At 61.1% G+C, this 19,947-nt stretch carries 18 protein-coding genes; 6 read left to right on the forward strand and 12 right to left on the reverse strand.

Features of this window, described 5'->3' with window-relative positions; translation table 11 throughout:
* Window positions 1-701: VIT family protein (locus tag RI518_RS05875; RefSeq protein ID WP_310671650.1), on the reverse strand; the 701-nt coding region annotated here is incomplete at its 3' end.
* Between the two features lie 40 nt (window positions 702-741).
* Window positions 742-1,461 (reverse strand): class I SAM-dependent methyltransferase, encoded by a 720-nt coding sequence (locus RI518_RS05880; RefSeq protein ID WP_310671652.1) that lies wholly within the window; start codon window positions 1,459-1,461, stop codon window positions 742-744.
* 228 nt (window positions 1,462-1,689) lie between these two features.
* Between RI518_RS05880 and glpK the strand changes: the two genes are divergently transcribed.
* Window positions 1,690-3,192, forward strand: coding sequence for a glycerol kinase GlpK (gene glpK, locus RI518_RS05885; RefSeq protein ID WP_310689595.1), 1,503 nt, complete (start codon window positions 1,690-1,692; stop codon window positions 3,190-3,192).
* A 49-nt stretch (window positions 3,193-3,241) separates the two neighbouring features.
* On the opposite strand, the gene RI518_RS05890 is transcribed toward glpK, so the two are convergent.
* The 8 genes from RI518_RS05890 to RI518_RS05925 all read right to left on the reverse strand — a co-directional run bounded on the left by RI518_RS05890 (window position 3,242) and on the right by RI518_RS05925 (window position 12,043).
* Window positions 3,242-4,072, reverse strand: coding sequence for an aldo/keto reductase (locus RI518_RS05890; RefSeq protein WP_310689596.1), 831 nt, complete (start codon window positions 4,070-4,072; stop codon window positions 3,242-3,244).
* Between the two features lie 86 nt (window positions 4,073-4,158).
* The gene (locus tag RI518_RS05895) at window positions 4,159-5,985 is read right to left on the reverse strand and encodes an ABC transporter substrate-binding protein (protein ID WP_310689597.1); all 1,827 of its coding nucleotides are present in this window, start codon (window positions 5,983-5,985) and stop codon (window positions 4,159-4,161) included.
* Window positions 5,986-6,109: 124 nt separating this feature from the next.
* On the reverse strand, window positions 6,110-6,385 hold the full coding sequence (locus tag RI518_RS05900; RefSeq protein ID WP_310671658.1) for a DUF2160 family membrane protein: 276 nt from the start codon (window positions 6,383-6,385) through the stop codon (window positions 6,110-6,112).
* A gap of 2 nt (window positions 6,386-6,387) precedes the next feature.
* Window positions 6,388-7,152, reverse strand: a complete 765-nt coding sequence (locus tag RI518_RS05905) for a carbohydrate ABC transporter permease (RefSeq protein ID WP_397428161.1) — start codon at window positions 7,150-7,152, stop codon at window positions 6,388-6,390.
* Window positions 7,153-7,228: 76 nt separating this feature from the next.
* Window positions 7,229-8,188, reverse strand: a complete 960-nt coding sequence (locus RI518_RS05910; RefSeq protein ID WP_310671660.1) for a sugar ABC transporter permease — start codon at window positions 8,186-8,188, stop codon at window positions 7,229-7,231.
* Window positions 8,185-9,270, reverse strand: coding sequence for an ABC transporter ATP-binding protein (locus RI518_RS05915; RefSeq protein ID WP_310671661.1), 1,086 nt, complete (start codon window positions 9,268-9,270; stop codon window positions 8,185-8,187). The genes RI518_RS05910 and RI518_RS05915 overlap by 4 nt, the downstream gene beginning before the upstream one ends.
* Entirely contained in the window at window positions 9,271-10,359 is a 1,089-nt protein-coding gene (locus RI518_RS05920; protein ID WP_310689599.1) for an ABC transporter ATP-binding protein, read from the reverse strand. It lies immediately after the preceding gene.
* Window positions 10,349-12,043 (reverse strand): glycerol-3-phosphate dehydrogenase/oxidase, encoded by a 1,695-nt coding sequence (locus tag RI518_RS05925; RefSeq protein WP_310689600.1) that lies wholly within the window; start codon window positions 12,041-12,043, stop codon window positions 10,349-10,351. Before RI518_RS05925 ends, RI518_RS05920 begins: the two co-directional genes overlap by 11 nt.
* A gap of 107 nt (window positions 12,044-12,150) precedes the next feature.
* On the opposite strand from RI518_RS05925, the gene RI518_RS05930 reads away from it, so the two are divergent.
* The 4 genes from RI518_RS05930 to RI518_RS05945 all read left to right on the forward strand — a co-directional run bounded on the left by RI518_RS05930 (window position 12,151) and on the right by RI518_RS05945 (window position 16,617).
* A complete protein-coding gene (locus RI518_RS05930; protein ID WP_310689601.1) occupies window positions 12,151-13,122 on the forward strand; it encodes a sugar-binding domain-containing protein in 972 nt (323 codons plus the stop codon).
* 71 nt (window positions 13,123-13,193) lie between these two features.
* Window positions 13,194-14,189: a hypothetical protein gene (locus tag RI518_RS05935; protein ID WP_310689602.1), complete on the forward strand. Its 996-nt coding sequence runs from the start codon at window positions 13,194-13,196 to the stop codon at window positions 14,187-14,189.
* 29 nt (window positions 14,190-14,218) lie between these two features.
* Window positions 14,219-15,025, forward strand: a complete 807-nt coding sequence (locus RI518_RS05940) for a PKD domain-containing protein (protein WP_310689603.1) — start codon at window positions 14,219-14,221, stop codon at window positions 15,023-15,025.
* Window positions 15,026-15,132: 107 nt separating this feature from the next.
* Complete coding sequence (locus tag RI518_RS05945; RefSeq protein WP_310689604.1) at window positions 15,133-16,617, forward strand: trypsin-like peptidase domain-containing protein; 1,485 nt, start codon at window positions 15,133-15,135, stop codon at window positions 16,615-16,617.
* Window positions 16,618-16,707: 90 nt separating this feature from the next.
* On the opposite strand, the gene RI518_RS05950 is transcribed toward RI518_RS05945, so the two are convergent.
* The gene (locus RI518_RS05950) at window positions 16,708-16,971 is read right to left on the reverse strand and encodes a DUF3039 domain-containing protein (protein ID WP_310671371.1); all 264 of its coding nucleotides are present in this window, start codon (window positions 16,969-16,971) and stop codon (window positions 16,708-16,710) included.
* A 77-nt stretch (window positions 16,972-17,048) separates the two neighbouring features.
* Entirely contained in the window at window positions 17,049-18,362 is a 1,314-nt protein-coding gene (locus RI518_RS05955) for a nicotinate phosphoribosyltransferase (RefSeq protein WP_310689605.1), read from the reverse strand.
* 66 nt (window positions 18,363-18,428) lie between these two features.
* Between RI518_RS05955 and RI518_RS05960 the strand changes: the two genes are divergently transcribed.
* Complete coding sequence (locus RI518_RS05960) at window positions 18,429-19,928, forward strand: cryptochrome/photolyase family protein (protein WP_310689606.1); 1,500 nt, start codon at window positions 18,429-18,431, stop codon at window positions 19,926-19,928.
* The last annotated feature ends 19 nt before the right edge of the window (window positions 19,929-19,947 follow it).

The following is a 19,947-nucleotide window of genomic DNA, read 5'->3' on the forward strand; positions in this document are numbered from 1 at the left end:
AGCGCCAGACTGGTGCCCAGAAGCTCACCAATCGACCAGGTCACCACGAGCGCCCCCGCACCACCGAGCATCACCCGGGCAATGGCGGGAAGGAGTTTGGCACCGCCCAGTTTTGCTCCCACGCCTCCGGTGAGGGCGAGGGCGATGAGTGAGCCCACCACCGTTGCGCCAATGCGGTAGTCGGCGGCCACGATAGTCACTGCGAGAAGCGGAAGCGCCGCTCCGAGAACGAAGGCGACGAAAGAGGAGAGTGCGGCGTGCCAGGGGTTCGTGGTGGTCTGCCCGTCGATATTCATTTCGACTTGCAGGTGGGCCGTAATGGCGTCGTGTTCGGTCAACTCATTGGCTACGGTGCGGGCGGTCGTTTCACTCAGTCCCCGCTCTTGGTAGGCCTGTTGCAGGAGCAACAGTTCTTTTTCTGGCTCGGTGGCGAGCAGGTGGGCCTCGCGCTCGATCACCGCGCGTTCGCTGTCACGTTGGCTACTCACCGACACGTATTCACCGAGGGCCATGGAAATAGCCCCGGCAACAATGCCGGAGATTCCGGCAATGAGGATTGCATCGCGGTTGTTGGTCGCCGCCGCCACACCGACCACGAGTGCGGCAATGGACACGATTCCGTCGTTGGCGCCGAGGACTCCTGCGCGCAACCAGTTGAGCCGTGAGGAGAAGTTTTGCGCCGCAGAAGTATCGTCAGTCATTCCCACGAGTGTAGAACAGAGTGTGCTGCTGCGTTGGAGCTCAGCTGGGGTGCTTGCGCAGCAGTGTCGTCTGCGTGGACCAGGGCAATGACGGAGTCAAGCCGTGGGTTGTGGTGCCCTCAAAGCCTTCTTTGACTGTCTCGAGGGCCGATTGGTAGCGCCGCCGGTTGGTGTTGTCGAAGACCACCATTCCCCCCGGGGCGAGTCGGGTCACCGCCTTTTCGAGACAGGCGCTTCGTGCACGCCCGTCAATGACAATCAAGTCAAAGGCGCCGTCGACCTGATCGAGTGCGGCGACGTAGTCGCGGTAGTCCAAATCTTTGTGTCCCCACATCTTTGAGCCGACGCTCGGTTGCTTACTGGCCTCTGCGGGGGTGTGCACCAGGGTGGTGTGGGGCCCCACCAAGGACTGCATCATCGCGTGCCACTCGGGGTCGTATTCGACCGAAATGACGGCCCCGGCGCGCTTTTCGAGCCAGATGGTGGAGGCTCCGGAGCCCCACTCAAAGACGCGCGCTTCCGGGCGTTGGACGAGGAAGTCGTCGACCAGGGATATTGAATCGAGCGTCCACCAGGGCAGATCGAGCCGGACAAAATCTTCTACGTCATAGAGGGAAAAAAGCGAGCGCACCCAGAGGCCTATCCGGCTCGAGAGCGCCCACCGGTCGAGCCACGCAAGCGCGCCCACGGACTGCAGTGTTTTTCTCGTGCCGTGGACGAGGGCGGCCCAACCCCGAAGGAGGAGGTGGGTAATCGCCATGATCGCCTTTCGACGCTGATGAAGAGCGGATGAGGGCTCTAACCGGCCCGCCTCCAGGCTAGTGAGACCGCGTTCTGGAGGGCGGCTGCTTCGCTGTCGAGCGGGTGAGCGTTTCGTGAACAGTTATCGACATCCTCTGTCGGTGAAAATCTCGCACGAACGTGCGGGGCATTAGTGACCCCTGGGTTTTACTCTTGAAGAGTTCACCCACTCAGACTGGAGACGACGATGTCGACCTTTGTTTTGGCCCTCGATCAGGGAACGACGAGTACCCGGGCCATCATTTTTGACCACGACGGTTTGCCCGTTGCGACCGGCCAAATGGAACACCGCCAAATCTTTCCCCACGCGGGCTGGGTGGAGCACGACCCGATGGAGATTTGGGCCAACAGTCGGGAAGTGATCGGGCAGGCACTCGGTAAGGCGAACATCACCCGCCATGACATCGCCGCAGTGGGAATCACCAACCAACGCGAAACCGCCATCGTGTGGGACCGCCGAACCGGCCAGCCCGTCTACAACGCGATCGTCTGGCAGGACACGAGGACCCAGGACATGATCGATCAGCTCTCCGCCGACGGCGGAGCAGGCCGCTTTCGAGACAAAACCGGTTTGCCGCTGGCGACCTATTTTTCGGCGAGCAAAATCTCCTGGATCCTTGACAACGTGGAGGGGGCACGGCAACTAGCCGAAGACGGTCACCTGATGTGTGGCACACCCGATACCTGGGTGCTGTGGAACCTGACGGGCGGGATCGACGGCGGAGTGCACGTGACCGACGTGACAAATGCCTCTCGGACACTGCTGTGCGATATTTCCACGCTGACCTGGGATGACGAGCTCCTGGACGCGTTTTCGGTACCGGTGTCGATGCTTCCCGAAATCAAGAGCTCTGCCGAGGTCTACGGCCACGTACACAGCTCGGGTCTGTTGCGAGAAGTCCCGGTGGCGGGCATTTTGGGCGACCAGCAAGCAGCCACGTTTGGACAAGCGGCCTTTAGCCCGGGCGAGTCGAAGAACACCTACGGCACGGGCAATTTCCTGCTGGTCAATACCGGGACCGAGAGTGTCTCCTCCTCCCACGGGTTGCTCACCACGGTTGCCTACCAACTGGGCAGCGAGCCCGTGACCTACGCATTGGAGGGATCAATTGCGGTGACGGGCTCGCTCATTCAGTGGTTGCGCGACAACGTGGGCATGATTCAGAGTGCCGACGAAGTGGAAGCCCTAGCGGCGAGTGTGCCCGACAACGGTGGCGCACACTTCGTTCCCGCCTTCAGTGGCCTATTTGCCCCCTACTGGCGCTCTGATGCCCGGGGTGTCCTCGTCGGATTGACGCGTTTCATCACCAAAGCACACATTGCCCGCGCGGCGCTCGAGGCGACCGCCTTTCAAACGCGCGAAGTACTCGACGCCATTAATGAAGATTTTGGCGGCGAGCTCAGCGAACTGAAAGTCGATGGCGGCATGACCCAAAACAGCCTGCTGATGCAGTTCCAGGCCGATATTTTGGGTATTCCGGTGCTGCGACCGCAGGTGGCAGAAACCACTGCGCTGGGGGCCGCATACGCCGCGGGCCTCGCCGTGGGCTTCTGGCAGAACCTCGACGAGTTACGGCAGAAGTGGCACGAGCAAGCTCGCTTCGAGCCGCAGATGGCTCCCGATGAGCGGGCCGAGCGGCTGCGGGTGTGGAAAAAAGCGGTCCAGAAGAGTTTCGAGTGGGTCGAGTAACGCTTTAGGGCCCCGTGGTCAGTGGGCGGGCAGTAGAGGGTCGGGCTCTCTAGTTTCGGTCGTTGGGGTCGACACCCGTTCGGTAGTTGCGATTGAGCGACTCGATCGTGGCCATGTCTTCTGCCGGCAGGGTGAAGTCGAACACCTGCAGGTTTTCCGCGAGACGCTCACGTCGGACCGATTTGGCCACTACAGCGTCACCGCGTTGGATGTGCCAGCGCAGAACGATTTGGGAGACGCTCCTGCCGTGGTGTGCGGCGAGCGTGACCAGTGTCGGCTCGTCCAAAATCTGCCCCCGTGCCAGCGGTGACCAGGCTTGGGTGACAATGCCGTGGGCCCGGTCGAAATCTCGTACCCGTTCTTGCGTCAGCCACGGGTGCATTTCTACCTGGTTGATTGCGGGGGCCACTCCGGAGGCGGCAATGAGCCGCTCGATGTGTTCGGGGTGGAAGTTACACACCCCAATGGAGCGCACTTTTCCATCGTTTTTGAGCGCCAACATCGCCGCCCAGGATTCGACGAACAGATTCCTCTCGGGGGCCGGCCAATGGATGAGGTAGCGGTCAATGTAGTCGAGCCCGAGGGCTTCTTGGCTGCGCTCAAAGGCTCGAAGGGTGTTGTCGTAACCGAGGTCTTCGAGCCAAAACTTGGTGGCGACGCTGATGTCTTCTCGAGCGACACCGCTGTGTCGCACCGCGCGTCCCACGGCGGCTTCATTGTCATACATCGACGCAGTGTCGATGAGTCGGTAGCCGACCTCGAGGGCCTCCGAGACCACCCTTTCGGAGTCCTCTTCGGCGACTTTGTACACGCCCAGACCCAGCTGGTCGATCGTACTGCCGTCGTGTAGGTCCAGTTGCGGAATGTGTGGCGATGCCATTGGGGGCGTGTCCTCTCTGGGTCTGGAGACAGTTGTGCCGGTGGGAGAAAAACCCCCACCGGCACAACCGCGGTTTTTCCTAGCCTCTAGTCGAGGTAGGAGTTGCCTTCGAACCAGCCAGAGACCAGTTCGTCATACGGCACCGTTTCTGGTGTCTTGCGCTCATTGGCGAGCTCTGGGTACGGCGCACCAGGCTGGTCGAGCCAGTACTGGGCGTCGCGAGGCTCGTTGAGCTTCACACCACACTCGTCGTGAACTTCACCGCGCTCCAGGCGCTCCATGATTTCATCCTGCTTGGTTGCAAGCTGATCCATGGCTTCCTGAGCGGTGATTTCACCGGCAGCAGCAGAACCAATGGCCTGCCACCATTCAGCCGACATCGACGGGTAGTCGGGCACGTTAGTGCCTGTCGGGGTCCAGTTCACGCGGTCTGGTGACCGGTAGAACTCAACCAACCCGCCGTAGTCGCCGGCGTTCTCGGTGAACCAATCAGAGTTGATTGTTGTGTCCCTGGCAAAGGTCAATCCTTGGATCGACTTTGCGAGGTCAACAGTCTTCGAGGTGGCGAATTGAGCGTAGAGCCAGGCGGCGTCACGCTTGTCTTCGTCGGCGTGGTTCATGAAGGTCCACGATCCAGCATCCTGGTAGCCGAGCTTGTGCCCGTCTTGCCAGTACGCGCCGTGGGGGCTCGGAGCCATTCTCCACACCGGGTCACCGTTCTCGTCGGACATTGCCGGCGAGTCAATGGTGGCCCTGGTGAACACGGTGTACCAGAACATCTGCTGGGCGACGTTTCCTTCACCCACGACAGGTGCCGACTCGTCGAAGTTCAGGTTCTGAGCCTCCGGCGGTGCATAGTCGAACCATTCGAGGTACTTCTCGACCGCGTAGACCGAAGCGGGTGCGTTGGTGTCTCCACCACGCTCCACCGAGGAACCTACGGGGCTGCAGTTCTCGACGCGGATACCCCACTCGTCAACGGGAATACCGTTGGGAGTGCGCTCGTCCGTCTCGGGGTCGAACACGGTGTCACCGTTTCCGGCCATTGACAGCCACGCGTCGGTGAAGCGCCATCCGAGCGAGAAGTGCTTTGCGCCGTAATCCATGTGGCCAAATACTTCTTCACCGTCGATGGTTCCATCGCCGTTGACCTGGGTCGAGAAGAACACCGCGATGTCTTCATAAGCCGACCAGTTCACGGGAACACCCAGCGGATATCCGTAGATCTCCTCGAACTGCTGCTGGATGTCTTCGTCGCTAAACCAGTCGTAGCGGAACCAGTACAGGTTCGCGAACTGCTGGTCGGGCAACTGATAGATGACACCGTCGGATCCCGTACCAAAGCTCAGCCCGATGAAGTCATCGATGTCTAGAGTTGGCAGGGTCGGCGATGACTCCAGCAAGGTGCTGATGGGATAGACGTAGTCACCGCGCTGGTGACCACCAATCGAGTCGGTGTCGTTGACGAAACCGTCGTACACCGAGGTCCGCGTTTGGATCTCAGTGGAGATGATTTCCATCACTTCACCCTCACCCATCAGCGAGTGCTCCAGGTTGATACCGGTGAGGTCAGAAAATACCGCTGCCAGTACCTCTGATTCGTAGGCGTGGGTGGGAATGTTCTCGGAGAGAACACTGACATCCATTCCTGCGTAGGGTTCGGCGGCTTCGACGAACCACATGAGCTCTTCCATCTGCTCTTCTTTGGTCAGCACACTGTCCGCAAAGTACTGGTCAATGTACTGCTCAGCCCTCTCTTCGACGGTCCCTTCGGCGGTTTCGATGGCCGGTTCCTCAGAACTGGTCTCTTCACCGCCTCCGGTCGCGCCCGCGCATGCCGACAGTGCGAGTGTCGTCACGGCGGAGAGAGCCACCACATACTGCGTTCGTCTCCGAACGGTTCTGGTGCTCATAGATTTACCTTTCCTTTGTCGTCAGAGACTTTTGCTACCATCTCCAACTGCTGTGACACGAAACTTGAGGTCTTCAAGTTTCTTTCTTTGGGGGAGTGCTTGCGGGCGCTCCCCCAAACCTTTGTTAGCCCCATTTGAGGATCACCGCCGAGACACTGGCGGCCGCCAGGGCGCTCAGCAGCGCACTGGGAACCTCGAGGGCGAAAGACACCACCATCAACAGAGCGAAGGTGATGATGGAGATGTAGAGGCGATCGCCACGGTCGGTGACGATGCCGAGAAATCCTTTTCGGCGAATGGGGATTCGGTAGTGACCCCAGATGGTCATCCCGGTAATCATCAGGGCGATTCCGATGAAAGTGATCGCCACCGGAGTGGTCCAATACATCCAATCAAGCATCGTTACACCCTTCCCAACGCAAAGCCTTTGGCGATGTAGTTACGCACAAACCAGATGACAATGACCCCCGGAATGATGGCGATCACTCCGGCTGCGCTGAGTAGCGCCCAGTCCAAACCGGCCGCAGTCGACGTGGTCGACATTTGCACCGCGAGGGGCATTGCTTGGGGCCCAGTCAGCGTTTTGGCGATGAGTAGTTCCACCCAGCTGAACATGAACGCGAAGAATGCGGTGACCCCAATTCCCGCGCGAATCATCGGCACGAACACGGTGAGGAAGAACCGGGGGAAGGAGTAACCGTCAATCTCGGCCATTTCGTCGAGTTGCCTGGGCACCCCGGACATGAAACCCTCCAGAATCCACACCGCGAGCGGCACGTTGAAGAGCATGTGGGCCAGGGCGACCGCGTAGGTCGTGTCGAACAGGCCCAACGACTGGTACAGCTGGAAAAACGGCAACAGGAACACCGCGGCGGGCGCCATCCTGTTGGTCAGTAACCAGAAGAACAGGTGCTTGTCACCCGAGAAGGTAAACCGGCTAAACGCATAGGCGGCCGGGAGCGCTACGGCGACCGAGAGGACCATATTCATGGTCGTGTAGCTCAGCGAGTTGATTAACGCGCCGTACCACTGGGGCTCGGAGAAGAATTCGATGTAACCGCGGAAAGAAATCCTGGACGGAATGATTTCAAAAACGGTCAAGATGTCTTCGTTATAGCGCACCGACATCGACATCAACCACAGCAGTGGAATCGACCAGACGGCCATAATCAGCCAGAACAACCAGCTCTTCCAGTCGAAATAGGTGCCCTTGGTCCCTGCCCGCTGGACGGGTGCAATCGTGTCACTCATTGGTCACTCCACTCCGTGAGGCCGCATCGTCTGCCATTTCCCGTTTTCGCGCCTCAGCCTTGACTTTTTTCTCAGCCCGCTTGGTGGCCCCCGGCCGCTCGTCGAGCGTGAGGACGGTGAAGAAGATGAACGAGAAAATCTGGATGATGAGGAAGTAAATCAGCGAGAACGCCGCCGCCTGACCCAAATCGAATTGGATGACGGCGATGACCGCCAGCAAAATACTCATCACTTCTGTCGCCGTTCCCGGACCACCTCCAGTGAGGATGTAGGGCTCGGCGTAGATCATGAACGAGTCCATGAAGCGAAGAAGCAGCGCGATCATCAGCACCCGACGCAGTTTCGGAAGCTCCACAAAGCGAAACACCGAGACCGCCGAGGCGCCGTCGATAGAGGCGGCTTGGTAGTAGGCATCGGGGATGGCGCGCAAGCCGGCATAGACCAGGAGCGCCACCAGCGGTGTCCAGTGCCAGACATCCATCATCACCATGGTGAACCAGGCATCTGCCGGGGTGTTGCCGATATCGAAGGGTCGGAACTGGTTCATGGTGACACCGAGCAGTCCCACATCCGGTCGGGCGAAGACTCGCCAGGTGGTTCCCACGACGTTCCAGGGGATAACCAGCGGAATGGCCACAATCACCAGGGCCGCAGCGGCTTTCCACCCACGGCGGGGCATCAACTTCGCGATCATGATGCCCAGGGGGATTTCGATCGCCAAGATTTGGGTGGAGAAGATGATGTTGCGCTGAAAGGCCGCAACGATGGCGGGGTCAGTGGTGATTTGGCGGAAAAACTCGAGGCCGACGAAGACCCTGTTGTCGGGGCTCAGTACGTCCTGGACGGAATAGTTCGCCACCGTCATCAACGGGATAATCGCCGTGAACGCGACCACCAGGACGACGGGCAGGACCAGAAACCACGCTCTATTGTTCTTCTTTTTTGTATTCATCGGGCTGCCCCCGCACTCATCGGTTTCATCGTGCTCACCGCTCGCTCGTCGTGGAATAGGAAGGTGCGCTCGGGAACAAATCCGAATGCTCGCCGCTCGCCCGCTGAGATCTCCAGGTCGGCATCCAATTTGGCCATGATTTTTTGGTCTGCCAGGGCCAGCTGGGCCAGTTGGAATCCGCCGCGGTTTTCGACTTTCACCACGTCCATGTCGATTCCGCCTTTTTCGACCGGCACCACGAACTCGGGGCGAACGCCGACCCGGTGCGGGCCAGACAGTGACGTATCGGCGACGGGTCCCAGGTGTACACCGTGGGCGACGACCTCGTGGTTACTCACCTCGGCGTCGAGGAAGTTCATTCCCGGGGAGCCGATGAAGTAACCGCTAAATTCGTGGCTTGGCTCGAGGAAGAGGTCGTTGGCAGAGCCGACCTGAACGACTTCGCCGTCTTTCATCAAGAGCACGTCGTCGGCAAACGTGAGGGCTTCGGTCTGGTCGTGCGTGACATAGACCAGGGTGACGCCGGTGGCGAGATGGAGGCGCTTCAGCCGGTTGCGAAGCGTCCACTTAAAGTTTTGATCGATCACGGTGAGGGGTTCGTCAAAGAGGATCGCGGCGACGTCTTCGCGCACCAGGCCGCGCCCGAGACTCACAATTTGCTGCAGGTCGGAGCGGAGTTTGCCGGGGCGAATATCGAGCTGGTCTTCTAGGCCGAGCAGTTCGGCGATGTGCGCGACGCGCTGCTGAATTTTGTCCGCGGGAACCTTCCGGTTCTTCAAGGGGAATTCGAGGTTCTTGCGCACGCTCATCGTGTCGTAGAGGACCGGGAACTGGAACACTTGGGCGATGTTTCGCTCTTCGGTCGGCTTATCGGTGATGTCCACACCGTCGATGAGGATGCGTCCGTGTGAGGGCTTGATGATGCCCGACATGATGTTGAGCAGTGTGGTTTTGCCACAGCCCGAGGGCCCCAGCAGCGCGTAGGCTTTGCCGTCTTCCCAGGTCATGCTGATTTCTTTCAGCGCGAAGGTTTCGCCCCCGTCGTAGCTGTGGGCGATGTTTTGCAGCTCTATGGTCGCCATTTAGGCACTCCCTCTCGTTGGAGCAAACAGCGCCACACCGCTGTCTGCATCAAAGCCATGCAAATCTTGAGGGTCGAAGTAGGCGGTCACCGGGGTGTCCGGCTCCATCGGAAACGCTCCGTCGCGTTCAATGACCGTGTACTCGCCGGTCGACAACTCCAGATGCAGGTAGGTAATACTGCCGGTCACTTCCGCGAGCTGGACTGTTCCGTGGAATTCGATGTCCGCTTCGTGGGCGCGCTCCATCCGGATGCGGTGCGGGTGGATGCCCAGTTGGTACTGGCCTCGGTCCCCAATAGCGGGGTGATCGAAGGCGAAGCTGGCATCACCGAAGGACGCTTTTCCGTCTTCGTGGGTGGACTTGACGAGGTTGATGGGTGGGTCGCTCAGTACTCTGGCGACCTCGACTGTTCCCGGGTGCTGGTAAAGCTCCAGCGCGGGACCCTCTTGGACGAGTCGGCCTTCAGAGAGGACGAAAGTGTTGACCCCAAAGTCGAGCGCTTCGGCGGGTTCAGCAGTCGAATACATCACGATGTTGTCCGTGTCGGCGAAGATGCGCTGGAGCTCATCGCGCAGCTGCTCGCGCAGTTTGTAGTCGAGGTTTGCCAGCGGCTCATCGAGTAACAAAATGTCGGCTTTTCTCGACAGCGCGCGGGCAATGGCGACCCGCTGTTGTTGGCCACCCGAGAGCTGTGAGGGTTTGCGGGTGAGCAGCGGGGTAAGGCCCAGCAATTCGGCGAGCTCTTCCACCCGTTCGGCGATGGCCTCCTTGGAGGGCTTGTCTTTGGCGACTTTCAAGGGGGAGGCAATGTTGTCAAAAACGGACATGGCCGGGTAGTTGATGAACTGTTGGTAGACGAAGGACACCGACCGGTCGCGGACGGTCGTCTTCGTAATGTCCTCACCCTCAAAGATGATTTCGCCGTCCGAGGGTGCGACCAACCCGGCGATCAGGCGCATGAGCGTCGTTTTGCCGGAGAGCGTCGGGCCGACCAGGACGTTCATTCCCGTGTGGAAGGTGGCGGAAATGTCGTAGAGCAGGTCCTCGGTCTGATCGGACAGGCTCACGTGTCGTAGTTCAAGAGTCATCAGTCAGCGACCTTTCCAGGGGAATCGAGGACACTTGGCGATCGAGCTCCTGGGCTGACCAGCCACGAACATCCCCGATGATGTGGGCGAGCTCCGCAAGACTACGCGGGGAAATCCGGCCCGTGAAACCGAGCGTGGTCCGTCGAAACACCAAATCGGAGAGCGTGTGGACCTGTTCTCTGTTCACGACGGCGCGGATCTCTTCGACCGAGTAGTCGACTGTGTGCTCGAGGGCGTGATCGGAGTCGTGGTCCATGAGCCCGATAATCTCCGCGGCGACCGTTCCATAACGGGTGAGAAGTTCCAGGGCGCGCTTTTTGTCTAACCCCTTAGCGTGCGCACTCAGCCATTTGTCTCGCTCGGAATCGGTGGTGGGAAATCCGGAGCCTCCACCGATGGCCAGTTCGGCGGTTCCCACCGTGCGTTCGCGACCGAGTTCTGCCAGCACGTCGTCGGTGATGTGTTCACCAATCGCCCTAAACGTCGTCCATTTGCCGCCCACCAGACTCAGCATGGTGGTCTCTTGGTCGAGTGGGTCTCGCACGATGCGATAGTCGCGGGAGATGACTCCGGGGTTGACATCGCCCGCTGCCGGTAGCGGGCGAACCCCCGAGTAGCGATAGACAATGTGAGAGCGATCCAGGGTGATGTCCGGAAAGACGTAGCCCACGAGGTCAAAAAAGTAGTCCACTTCCTCTTCGGTGCACTCCACATCGTTGGGGTCATCCACTGGGATGTCGGTTGTTCCCAGAAGCACCCGGTCCAGCAGCGGGTACATCAACACGATGCGTCCATCTTTGTTTTCAAAGAAAATCTCGCGGCCGTTGCATGCGGCGTGCAGTTCGGGGTTGTCGAGGACCACGTGTGATCCCTTGGTTCCGCCCATGTAGTGCGAGTCGACACCGAGTGCCCGGTTCGTGAGGTCGGTCCACGGGCCGGACGTGTTGACCACCACGGTGGCACTCATGTCGAGTGTGTCGCCCGAGAGTTCGTCGGTCAAGGTGGTGTGGCCGTCGTGGTGGGCACTCGCGGAGACGTAGTTGGCGGCGCGGGCGTGGGGTCCGGCGGCCAGTCCATCCTGGAGCAGGTCAATCGCGAGGCGCTCGGGGTTTTCGATGGCGGCGTCGTAGTAGTGGGCCGAATACTTCACCCGGTCGTTGATTCCGGGGATAGTGGCCATGGTCTTTTTGCGGCCGAAGAACTGGTGGCGGGGCATGCGGCCGCCGTTTCTGCCAAACGTGTCATACAAAATCAGCCCGATTTTGATCAGCGCGGCGCCGCGTTCGGTGGGCTTGCCGGAGCGGTGGGTGAAAATCTTGAAGGGCGCGGAGAGGATGCCCGAAAACAGCGAAAAGATGGGAATGGTGGTTTTCAGCGGCTTCACGAAGTGCGGGGCTGTCGCCAACAGGCGGTTTCGCTCGAGGAGCGATTCGCGCACGAGGCGGATTTCGCCGTTTTCGAGGTAGCGGATGCCGCCGTGGATCATGTGCGAGGAGGCAGCCGAGGCGCCCGAGCAGTAGTCGGCCTTGTCGACCAGGGTGACCTTGACGCCTTGGAGGGCGAGCTCGCGGAATACGGCGAGACCGTTGATCCCGCCACCGACGACGAGGACATCGGTGCCGGGGTCAGCCGACCAGTCAGCCAATCTGCTGTGAGCCGTTTTCGGCAGAGAACGAGTTGCCACGAGCACCTTTCCCGCATCATTGCGAACGGACGTTGTATTCGCAGAAGCTTGCGACAGAAATGAACTTCCTCTCAAACCATTTGCACGAACGTGCAAGAATGTCGGCCATGGCACCTCGAACCCAAGACACCCTGCGGACCAGAGACGCGCTCAAAGCCGCCCAGCTGTATTACCTCCAAGACCTCACCATGGAGGCGATAGGCAATGAGCTTCGGGTGAGCCGCTCCACCGTCTCACGGCTGCTCTCGATGGCCCGATCGCAGGGGATTGTGGACATTCGTGTGCACTCACCCGAAGACGCTCCGCGGCGTATCGAGAGTCAAATTCGAGACCTCTATGGCGTGAACGCCTACCTCGTGCCGGTGCCCGATCGCACCTCGCACGTCGACCGGCTCGAACGCGTGGCGCTCAGCGCCGCACGAATGCTCGGGCAATTTTTCTCACCCAACATGACCCTCGGCATCGCTTGGGGCTCCACCCTGAGCGCCATCAGTCGACACTTGATTAAGAAAACGGTGAACAACGCCGAGGTGGTCCAGCTAAACGGTGCCGGCAACGACCACACCACGGGCGTGACCTACGCGAGTGAAATCCTGCAGCGCTTCGGCGACGCCTATCAAGCTCGTGTCCAGCACTTTCCCGTGCCCACATTTTTCGACAACGCTCAAACAAAAGAGCTCATGTGGCAAGAGCGCAGCACCGAGCGAGTCCTCGAGCTCCAGCGCCGCATGGACTTGGCGTTATTTGGCCTCGGGTCGATGAACGCCGATGTTCCCAGCCAGGTCTACACCGGCGGCTATTTAAATGGTCGAGAAATTCAACAGCTGCGAGACGAAGGCATCGTCGGCGACGTCGCCACCGTCTTCTACCGCGCGGATGGGACCTGGACAGACATTGAAGTAAACGCTCGCTCGAGTGGACCAGGACTAAACGTCATCTCCCAGGCGCCCCGGCGGCTGTGTGTCGTCAGCGGTCAACGCAAATTGGAGGCCCTGCGCGGAGCCCTCGCGGCGGGAGTGATCACCGATCTGATCATCGATGACGGCACCGCGCGCGAACTGGTGGGCTTCATCGGCTAGAGCCACAACGCGCCACCCCCGGTGTGGATAACGCGCCCCCGGGGTGTGGCAGTCGGTCTACTCTGCCCGTCATGTCACGACGCACGAGAGCCAATGATTCCCTTCGCCTCGCGTTGGTGAGGACGTCGCCGGCGGTCTCGCTCGCGCTGTCCGCGCTAGTCCTCACCGCCTGTGTCGGTGGGCAGGGGGAATTCGGTGACCCGGGGTCCGCCGTGGGGCAAGAATCAGCCGAGACCCTGGACTCTTCGACCGAGGCCCTGGATTCTTCGACCGAGGCCCTGGATTCTTCGACCGGGCTTCTCGGTCAGGGCTCGGCGACTTCCGGGACACGGGAGCGCGCACCAGAAAACACTCCAGACCCCCTCGCGGGTCGGTCAACAGACGGGAGTGAGAGCCTCGAGGGGGCTCAGAGTGACGGGCCGATGGCCCGGTCACAGGACATCGCCACGCCCTCAGTCTCCGATGTCACGCCACAGGCGGTTGAGACGATCCGGCGATATTTGGCACTGACCGACCGGGTGGGAGCCTCGGGTGGAGCCGCCGCGGACGACATGGCACAGATCGTCACGCCCGAGTGGTTGCCAGTCGAACAGCGGGGCTTTGCCGACTACCGCGAGCGCGGCATCAAAACCCTCGGTCAGACCGACTTTTTTGCCCCGAAGGTCCAATCGGTCCGCTCGAGCCACAACAGCCTGTGGGAGGTGGCCGTGTTCGCCTGTATCGACTCGAGAAACGTGTGGGTGGTTCCCGCAAATTCACCCGACCCACCAGAGGGACTCGTCGAATGGTTGTCCACCGCGCCCCCACCGGGCGAGAGGGCTCCCGATTCGACCCTGACGCCGCGGTCGACGCTCATTCCCGGGGACGACGAGGACGCCACCGACGGCCCGACCGACGCCGAAGTGGCCATTTGGCAAGAGTTCATCGCCCAAACACAACCCGATGCAGGACCGCTCGAGCCGGTCCTGCTGTGGTTGGTGGGCACCGGATTCGATTCTCTGAAAGTGGATGCGACCGATGCGTGGAGGGGGTATCACCCGTGTGGCAGCGACAGTGGTGGGCAGTAGCCCTTCTGATACCCCTGGCCTTTACGGGGGTGTTGTCGGCGGGTGCCGTCGCTTACGGCCAATGCTCTCAAGCCGAGCGAAACGCCGATTCCTGCAGTGACAACACGACCCAGTGGAGTAGCGAAAATGATGGCGACCAGGTCACCATCATCCGAGAAGAACAGCAGGGTGGCTCGGAGGGTAGCCAGGAGGGTGGCGATGTGCCCGGTGGCGCCAACGGCTCGACAGGAGGAGGCGGGTCCTACGAGCCGCCCCCCATTCGACAGGAGGCAGAGCTTGGATCTTCCGAGTGCGAAATCAAGGTTCAGGGGCTCTGTCGGGGCCAAGCCCCCAGTAAAAACCCTCCCGCCGAAGAGGGAAGCGCCACCCCACCCACACCCCCGCGCTACGCCTCAGAGCTCAAAAACTTTCGACCACAGCGACCGAGCATCGTGGTGGAGCCAGACGGGTGGAGCGTTCCGACGCTGCCGACAAACGTGATCGCCCGAGCGTCCTCACACACGCTGCGCGGGGAGTTGCTGGGCTGGCCGGTCGAGGTGCGCTTTCGACCCAGCGGCTACCACTGGAGCTTCGGTGATGGCTCGAGTCGCAGTACTGGGACCAGAGGGGAGTCGTGGTCTCGTCGAAATGCTCCGCAGTTTTCTCCCACGGACACCTCCCACCGCTACCTGCGCCCCGGTGTCTACCGGGTGGGGCTGGTGGTGGACTACCGGGTGGAGTTTCGCTTCGAAGGCGACGAGTTTGAACGCATCGAAGGGCAGGTCAGTGCTCGGGCGTCGTCGAGAAACGTGCGGGTTTTGAGCGTCTCGCCGTTGTTGGTGACAGATGACCACTAGGCTCTTTCGGAGCTTCTCCAGTGACTTCGCGCGTGAAACCAAGGTCTCACTAAGGCTTCGCCAAGCTTGGGGTTACACACTGAGGGAAGTCGAAGGGATGGTTGTCAATGTCAGAGCGCAACGCAGATTCGCAAAACCCCGAACTCCCAGAATCGTCTTCCGCCACACCACCCTCCCCACCCTCCAGCGACTCAAACGCCCCAGCATCGGATTCGACGCAGCCAGGCGACATCGAGCCAGGCGACATCGAGCCTGCTGGCGTCGAAGAGGCCGGGTCAAGTGATTCCGGGTCAAGTGATTCCGGGTCGGAAGATTCTGTCGACGCTGAAGAACAACCCCCCCGCTCGGGATATGCCGGCTCACCGTTTCATCACAGTCGCTATCAGGGCATTCGTGATGCCGTGCTGGCGGGTGAGAGTCAACAGAAAAGACAACGCCAAGCCGCACGCCTTCGCCAGTTTGGCGCGGTGATGGCTTTAGTTGTCGGTTCGGTCCTCGGCGGTGTGGGCGGCGCATCGTTTGCGGTGTGGCAGCTGACCTCCGACGGTTTGGTCACCGCCGGTACCACCAGCCCGCAGACCGTCACGGTTAACCAGGTGGATGACGCGACGCTGATATCGGCCGTCGCTGCCCAGGCGATGCCCTCCATCGTGACCCTCGAAGTGGCCGGAATGGGCACGGGGGGCAGCGGCTCAGGAGTCATCATTAGCGCCGAGGGTCACATTGTGACTAACGCGCACGTGGTGAGCGTCGGCGGTTCAGAGACAGACCCGCGGATCCGCGTCGCCACGACCGATGGCCGGTTGTGGCCGGGTGAAGTCGTGGGAATCGACCCGCTGTCGGATATCGCCGTGGTCAAAATTGATACCGGGCAGCCCCTTACCCCCATCGCGCTCGGCAATTCGGACGCACTCAACGTCGGCGACCAGACAGTCGCCATCGGAGCTCCGTTGGGCCTGTCAAACACGGTGACAAACGGAATTGTTTCCGCGCTCAATCGCTCCATTACGGTGGGCTCCTCAGAAACGCCAGACGACGGTCCCAACCTGTTTGACTTTGACCTACCGTTTGGCCAGTCCGGCAGCCTCGGCACGGTGTCGCTTCCCGTCATCCAAACCGACGCGTCGATTAACCCTGGCAACTCCGGGGGGGCGCTGCTCAACACCCAGGGCGAACTCATCGGCATTAACGTCGCCATTGCGTCCAATCAAGTGAGCGCCCAGGGCGCGGGAAGCATCGGTTTAGGCTTCTCCATTCCCTCGAACTATGCGATGCGCATCGCCAACGAACTCATCGACAGTGGCGACGCGAGCCACGGTCTGCTCGGCGCGACCGTCACCGACGCGGCCTTTGATGAAAATGCGACCGTCTCGGGTGCGACGATCGACAGCGTCACCCCGGGGGGTGCAGCAGACGAGGCGGGCATTCGAGCCGGCGACATCGTCACCCGCTTCAACGGCCTGCCCATCACCAACCGGATCGACTTGACCGCACAGGTACGTACCGTGCCCGGCGGGACCGAAACGTCGCTCACTTACGTGCGAGGCGATCAGTCCTACACGGTTCGAGTCACCCTGGACGAGTTGTCCTAGGGCCACCGCTCACAAGTCAGCGCTCCCAAGCCCGCAACGACACCGAGCCGAACTCGCGATGATGGCGGGCGAGTGGATCGCGGGCGAGGACTACTTTTTTAGACCCTCGTAGATTTTTTTGCACTCGGGGCAGACCGGGAATTTCTCGGGGTCACGCCCCGGGGTCCAAATTTTTCCGCACAGGGCTCGAACCGGTGAGCCACTAAGCGCCGAATCGACAATTCGGTCTTTTTTCACGTAGTGCGAAAAGCGCTCGTGATCGCCGTCTTCGAGCTGTTCGTCTTCGAGTAGCTCTTCCAATTCACGGTCGAGTACATCAACACCGCCACCGGTGGTCTCTTCGGGTTCAGCCATGACCCCAGTCTAAAACGTGTCGCGGGAAAACGGGTGGCGGGCACACTCATCCTGTGTTCTGGCACCACGTCGGTGAATTAGTCAATGACCGTGTCGATTGCGGGGTCGCCATCGGCGAGGCGAAACGCGTGGTGTGGCAGTTCCGCAATGGCCGCGATGTGGTGCACGGCGGCGGCGCGAAGCGAGGAGTCGAGGCCGGGCGATGCTTGTGTGTCAGCACGGTCCACCCGGTGGCCATCGCGGACGTAATCGACCAGCAGCGCCCGCGAATCCGGCACCTCGGAGTGGTCTGTGGGGCTGGTGAACACCCGCTCGTACTGGGCAATGCCGTCCGCGAGTACGCGGACGGCCTCTTTTTGGCCACCCGAATGGGCCTTACCGACACTGGTTTTGTTGACCGACACCCACTCGCCGGAATCGTCTTCTCGGGCGACCAGTTTGTAGACCAGGCCGGCGGCGGGGTGGCCGGAACCAGTCACCACGGAAGTGCCCACACCGTATGCATCCACGGGTGAGGCTTGGAGGGCGGCAATCGTGTATTCGTCTAAATCGTTGGTCACCACAATTCGCGTGGAGCTCGCGCCTAAGCGATCGAGCTGTTCGCGCACCTGGCGCACCACCACGGGTAAATCTCCCGAGTCGATGCGCACCGCCCCCAGGTGGGGACCGGCCACACTGATCGCGCGCTGCACGGCGCGCTCCACATCAAAAGTGTCCACCAGCAGAGTCGTCTCGGTCCCGAGAGAGTCAATTTGAGCCCGAAAGGCGTCGTCTTCCGAGTCGTGCAGCAGCGTGAACGCGTGCGCGGCGGTGCCCAGAGTGGGAATTGCGTAGCGTCGGCCCGCCTCCAAATTGCTGGTGTGGGAAAAACCCACCAGGTAGGCCGCCCGAGCTGCCGCCCAGGCGGCGTGTTCGCTGGTGCGCCTCGAGCCCATCTCGATGAGGGGTCGGCCATTGGCGGACTGCACCATCCGACTGGCGGCGCTCGCGACCGCGGTGTCGTGGTTGAGGATGCTCAGAACCAGGGTTTCAATCAGGCAGGCTTCGGCAAAAGTGCCCTCCACTTGCAAGATGGGGGAGTGCGGGAAATACATTTCGCCCTCCCGGTAGCCCCGGATTGTCCCGGAGAACCGGTAATCGGCGAGCCAGTCGAGGGTGTCGTCGCCGACGATGGAGCGCTCGGCGAGGAACGCGAGCTCCTCGTCGCCAAATCGAAAATTCTCAATCTCGTCGATCAGCCGGTGGGTGCCGGCCACGACCCCGTAGCGGCGACCGGCGGGGAGTCGGCGGGCAAACACTTCAAACACTGAGCGCCTCGAGGCCCGTCCGCTGCGGCGGGCCGCATCGACCATGGTCAACTCATAGTGGTCGGTGAGCAGGGCGCTAGACATATGCTCAGCTTACAAACCACGGCGAGTGCCCGGCGGGTCACCATTTTTGCTCCCTACACTTTCGCTATGTCTGCCTCTGTTCCCCGCTTTCTCACACCCGATCAACTGGGCCCCCACTTTGACGACGGCGGTCCCCTCATCGTGGTCGATAATCGGGGTATTTTTGCCCGCCGGACCATGCACCGACAGAAGGCCCACCTGATCCTCTCCGCGCTCTACCACCGGATCGCCCAGTGGGGCGATCGGGTGGAGGTCCACCAGGCCACCTCCTATCGCGAGGTACTGCGTGGCAGAGACCTCGAAGTGATCAATCCCCCCTCCTACGGGCTGCGCAAGATGGTGGCCGAACTCGCCCAGGAGGCGTCGGTCAGCGTGTTGGACTCGCGTGGCTTTGTCACCAGCGAAGAAGATTTCTCCGCGTGGGTCTCGACCAAAAAGCCAAGCCAGTTGTTGCTGGAATCGTTTTATCGAGACGTGCGGCACCGGGAGGGGTACCTGATGGTGCCCGATGCCCAGACCGGCGGTGTCGTCCCGGAGGGTGGCGCCTACAACTTCGACGCCGATAATCGACAGTCGCCCCCGAAAGGCCAGACCACGCTGGGATTAGCAGAACCGCTCTGGCCGGAAGAAGACGACATCGACGTGTGGGTGCGCGCCGAGCTCGACCGGATGGAAGCCTCCGGCGAGGCGACCTTCTTAGGCTCCGATGGCCCGAGAGTGTTTGCCGCGACCAGAGAGGAAGCACTCGCCGCGCTGCAGGATTTCCTCGACCACCGCCTCGAGCCGTTTGGCCCCTTCGAGGATGCCGCGATGCCGGAAGATTGGTCGATGGCGCACTCACTGCTGAGCGTGCCGATGAATCTGGGCCTACTCGACCCGCGCGAAGTCATCGACGCGGCCCTCGAGCGATACCACCAGGGCGGTGTTCCCCTCAACAGCGTGGAGGGCTTCATTCGACAGGTGGCCGGCTGGCGCGACTGGGTGTGGCACCTCTACTGGCATCTGGGGCCGGACTATGTCGAGGACTCCAACTATCTGGGCCACCACACAGCCCTGCCGGAAGAATTTGCGGCTCTACAGCCCGAGTTAGTGCGCTCGAACTGCGTGAAAACGGTGCTGCAGGAGGTACACGATCGCGGTTGGAGTCACCACATCAACCGGTTAATGGTGTTGGGCAGCCACGCACTACAGCGCGGAATCGACCCGGCGGCGCTGAACCGGTGGTTTGTCGATGCCTTTGTGGACGGGACGCCGTGGGTGATGCCGGCCAACGTGGTGGGCATGAGCCAGCACGCCGACGGGGGTGTGGTGGCGACCAAGCCGTACACCTCGGGAGGGGCCTACATCAAGAAGATGACTCAGTACTGCGCGGGGTGTCCGTTTCGCCCCGACGTGCGGGTCGGTGACAACGCCTGTCCTTTCACCGCCGGCTACTGGGCGTTTCTCCACCGACACCGGGAGTTGCTTCGACACAACCACCGAATGTCGAAACCCCTGGCGGGTCTTGGCCGGTTGGCTGACCTGGAGCCGCTCCTGGAACAGGAGGCCGGGCGCCAGGCGTGGTAGCGCTGTGCGCCAGGAGTCT

The sequence above is a fragment of the Pontimonas sp. genome (assembly GCF_031581085.1).
Classification (GTDB): Bacteria; Actinomycetota; Actinomycetes; order Actinomycetales; family Microbacteriaceae; genus Pontimonas.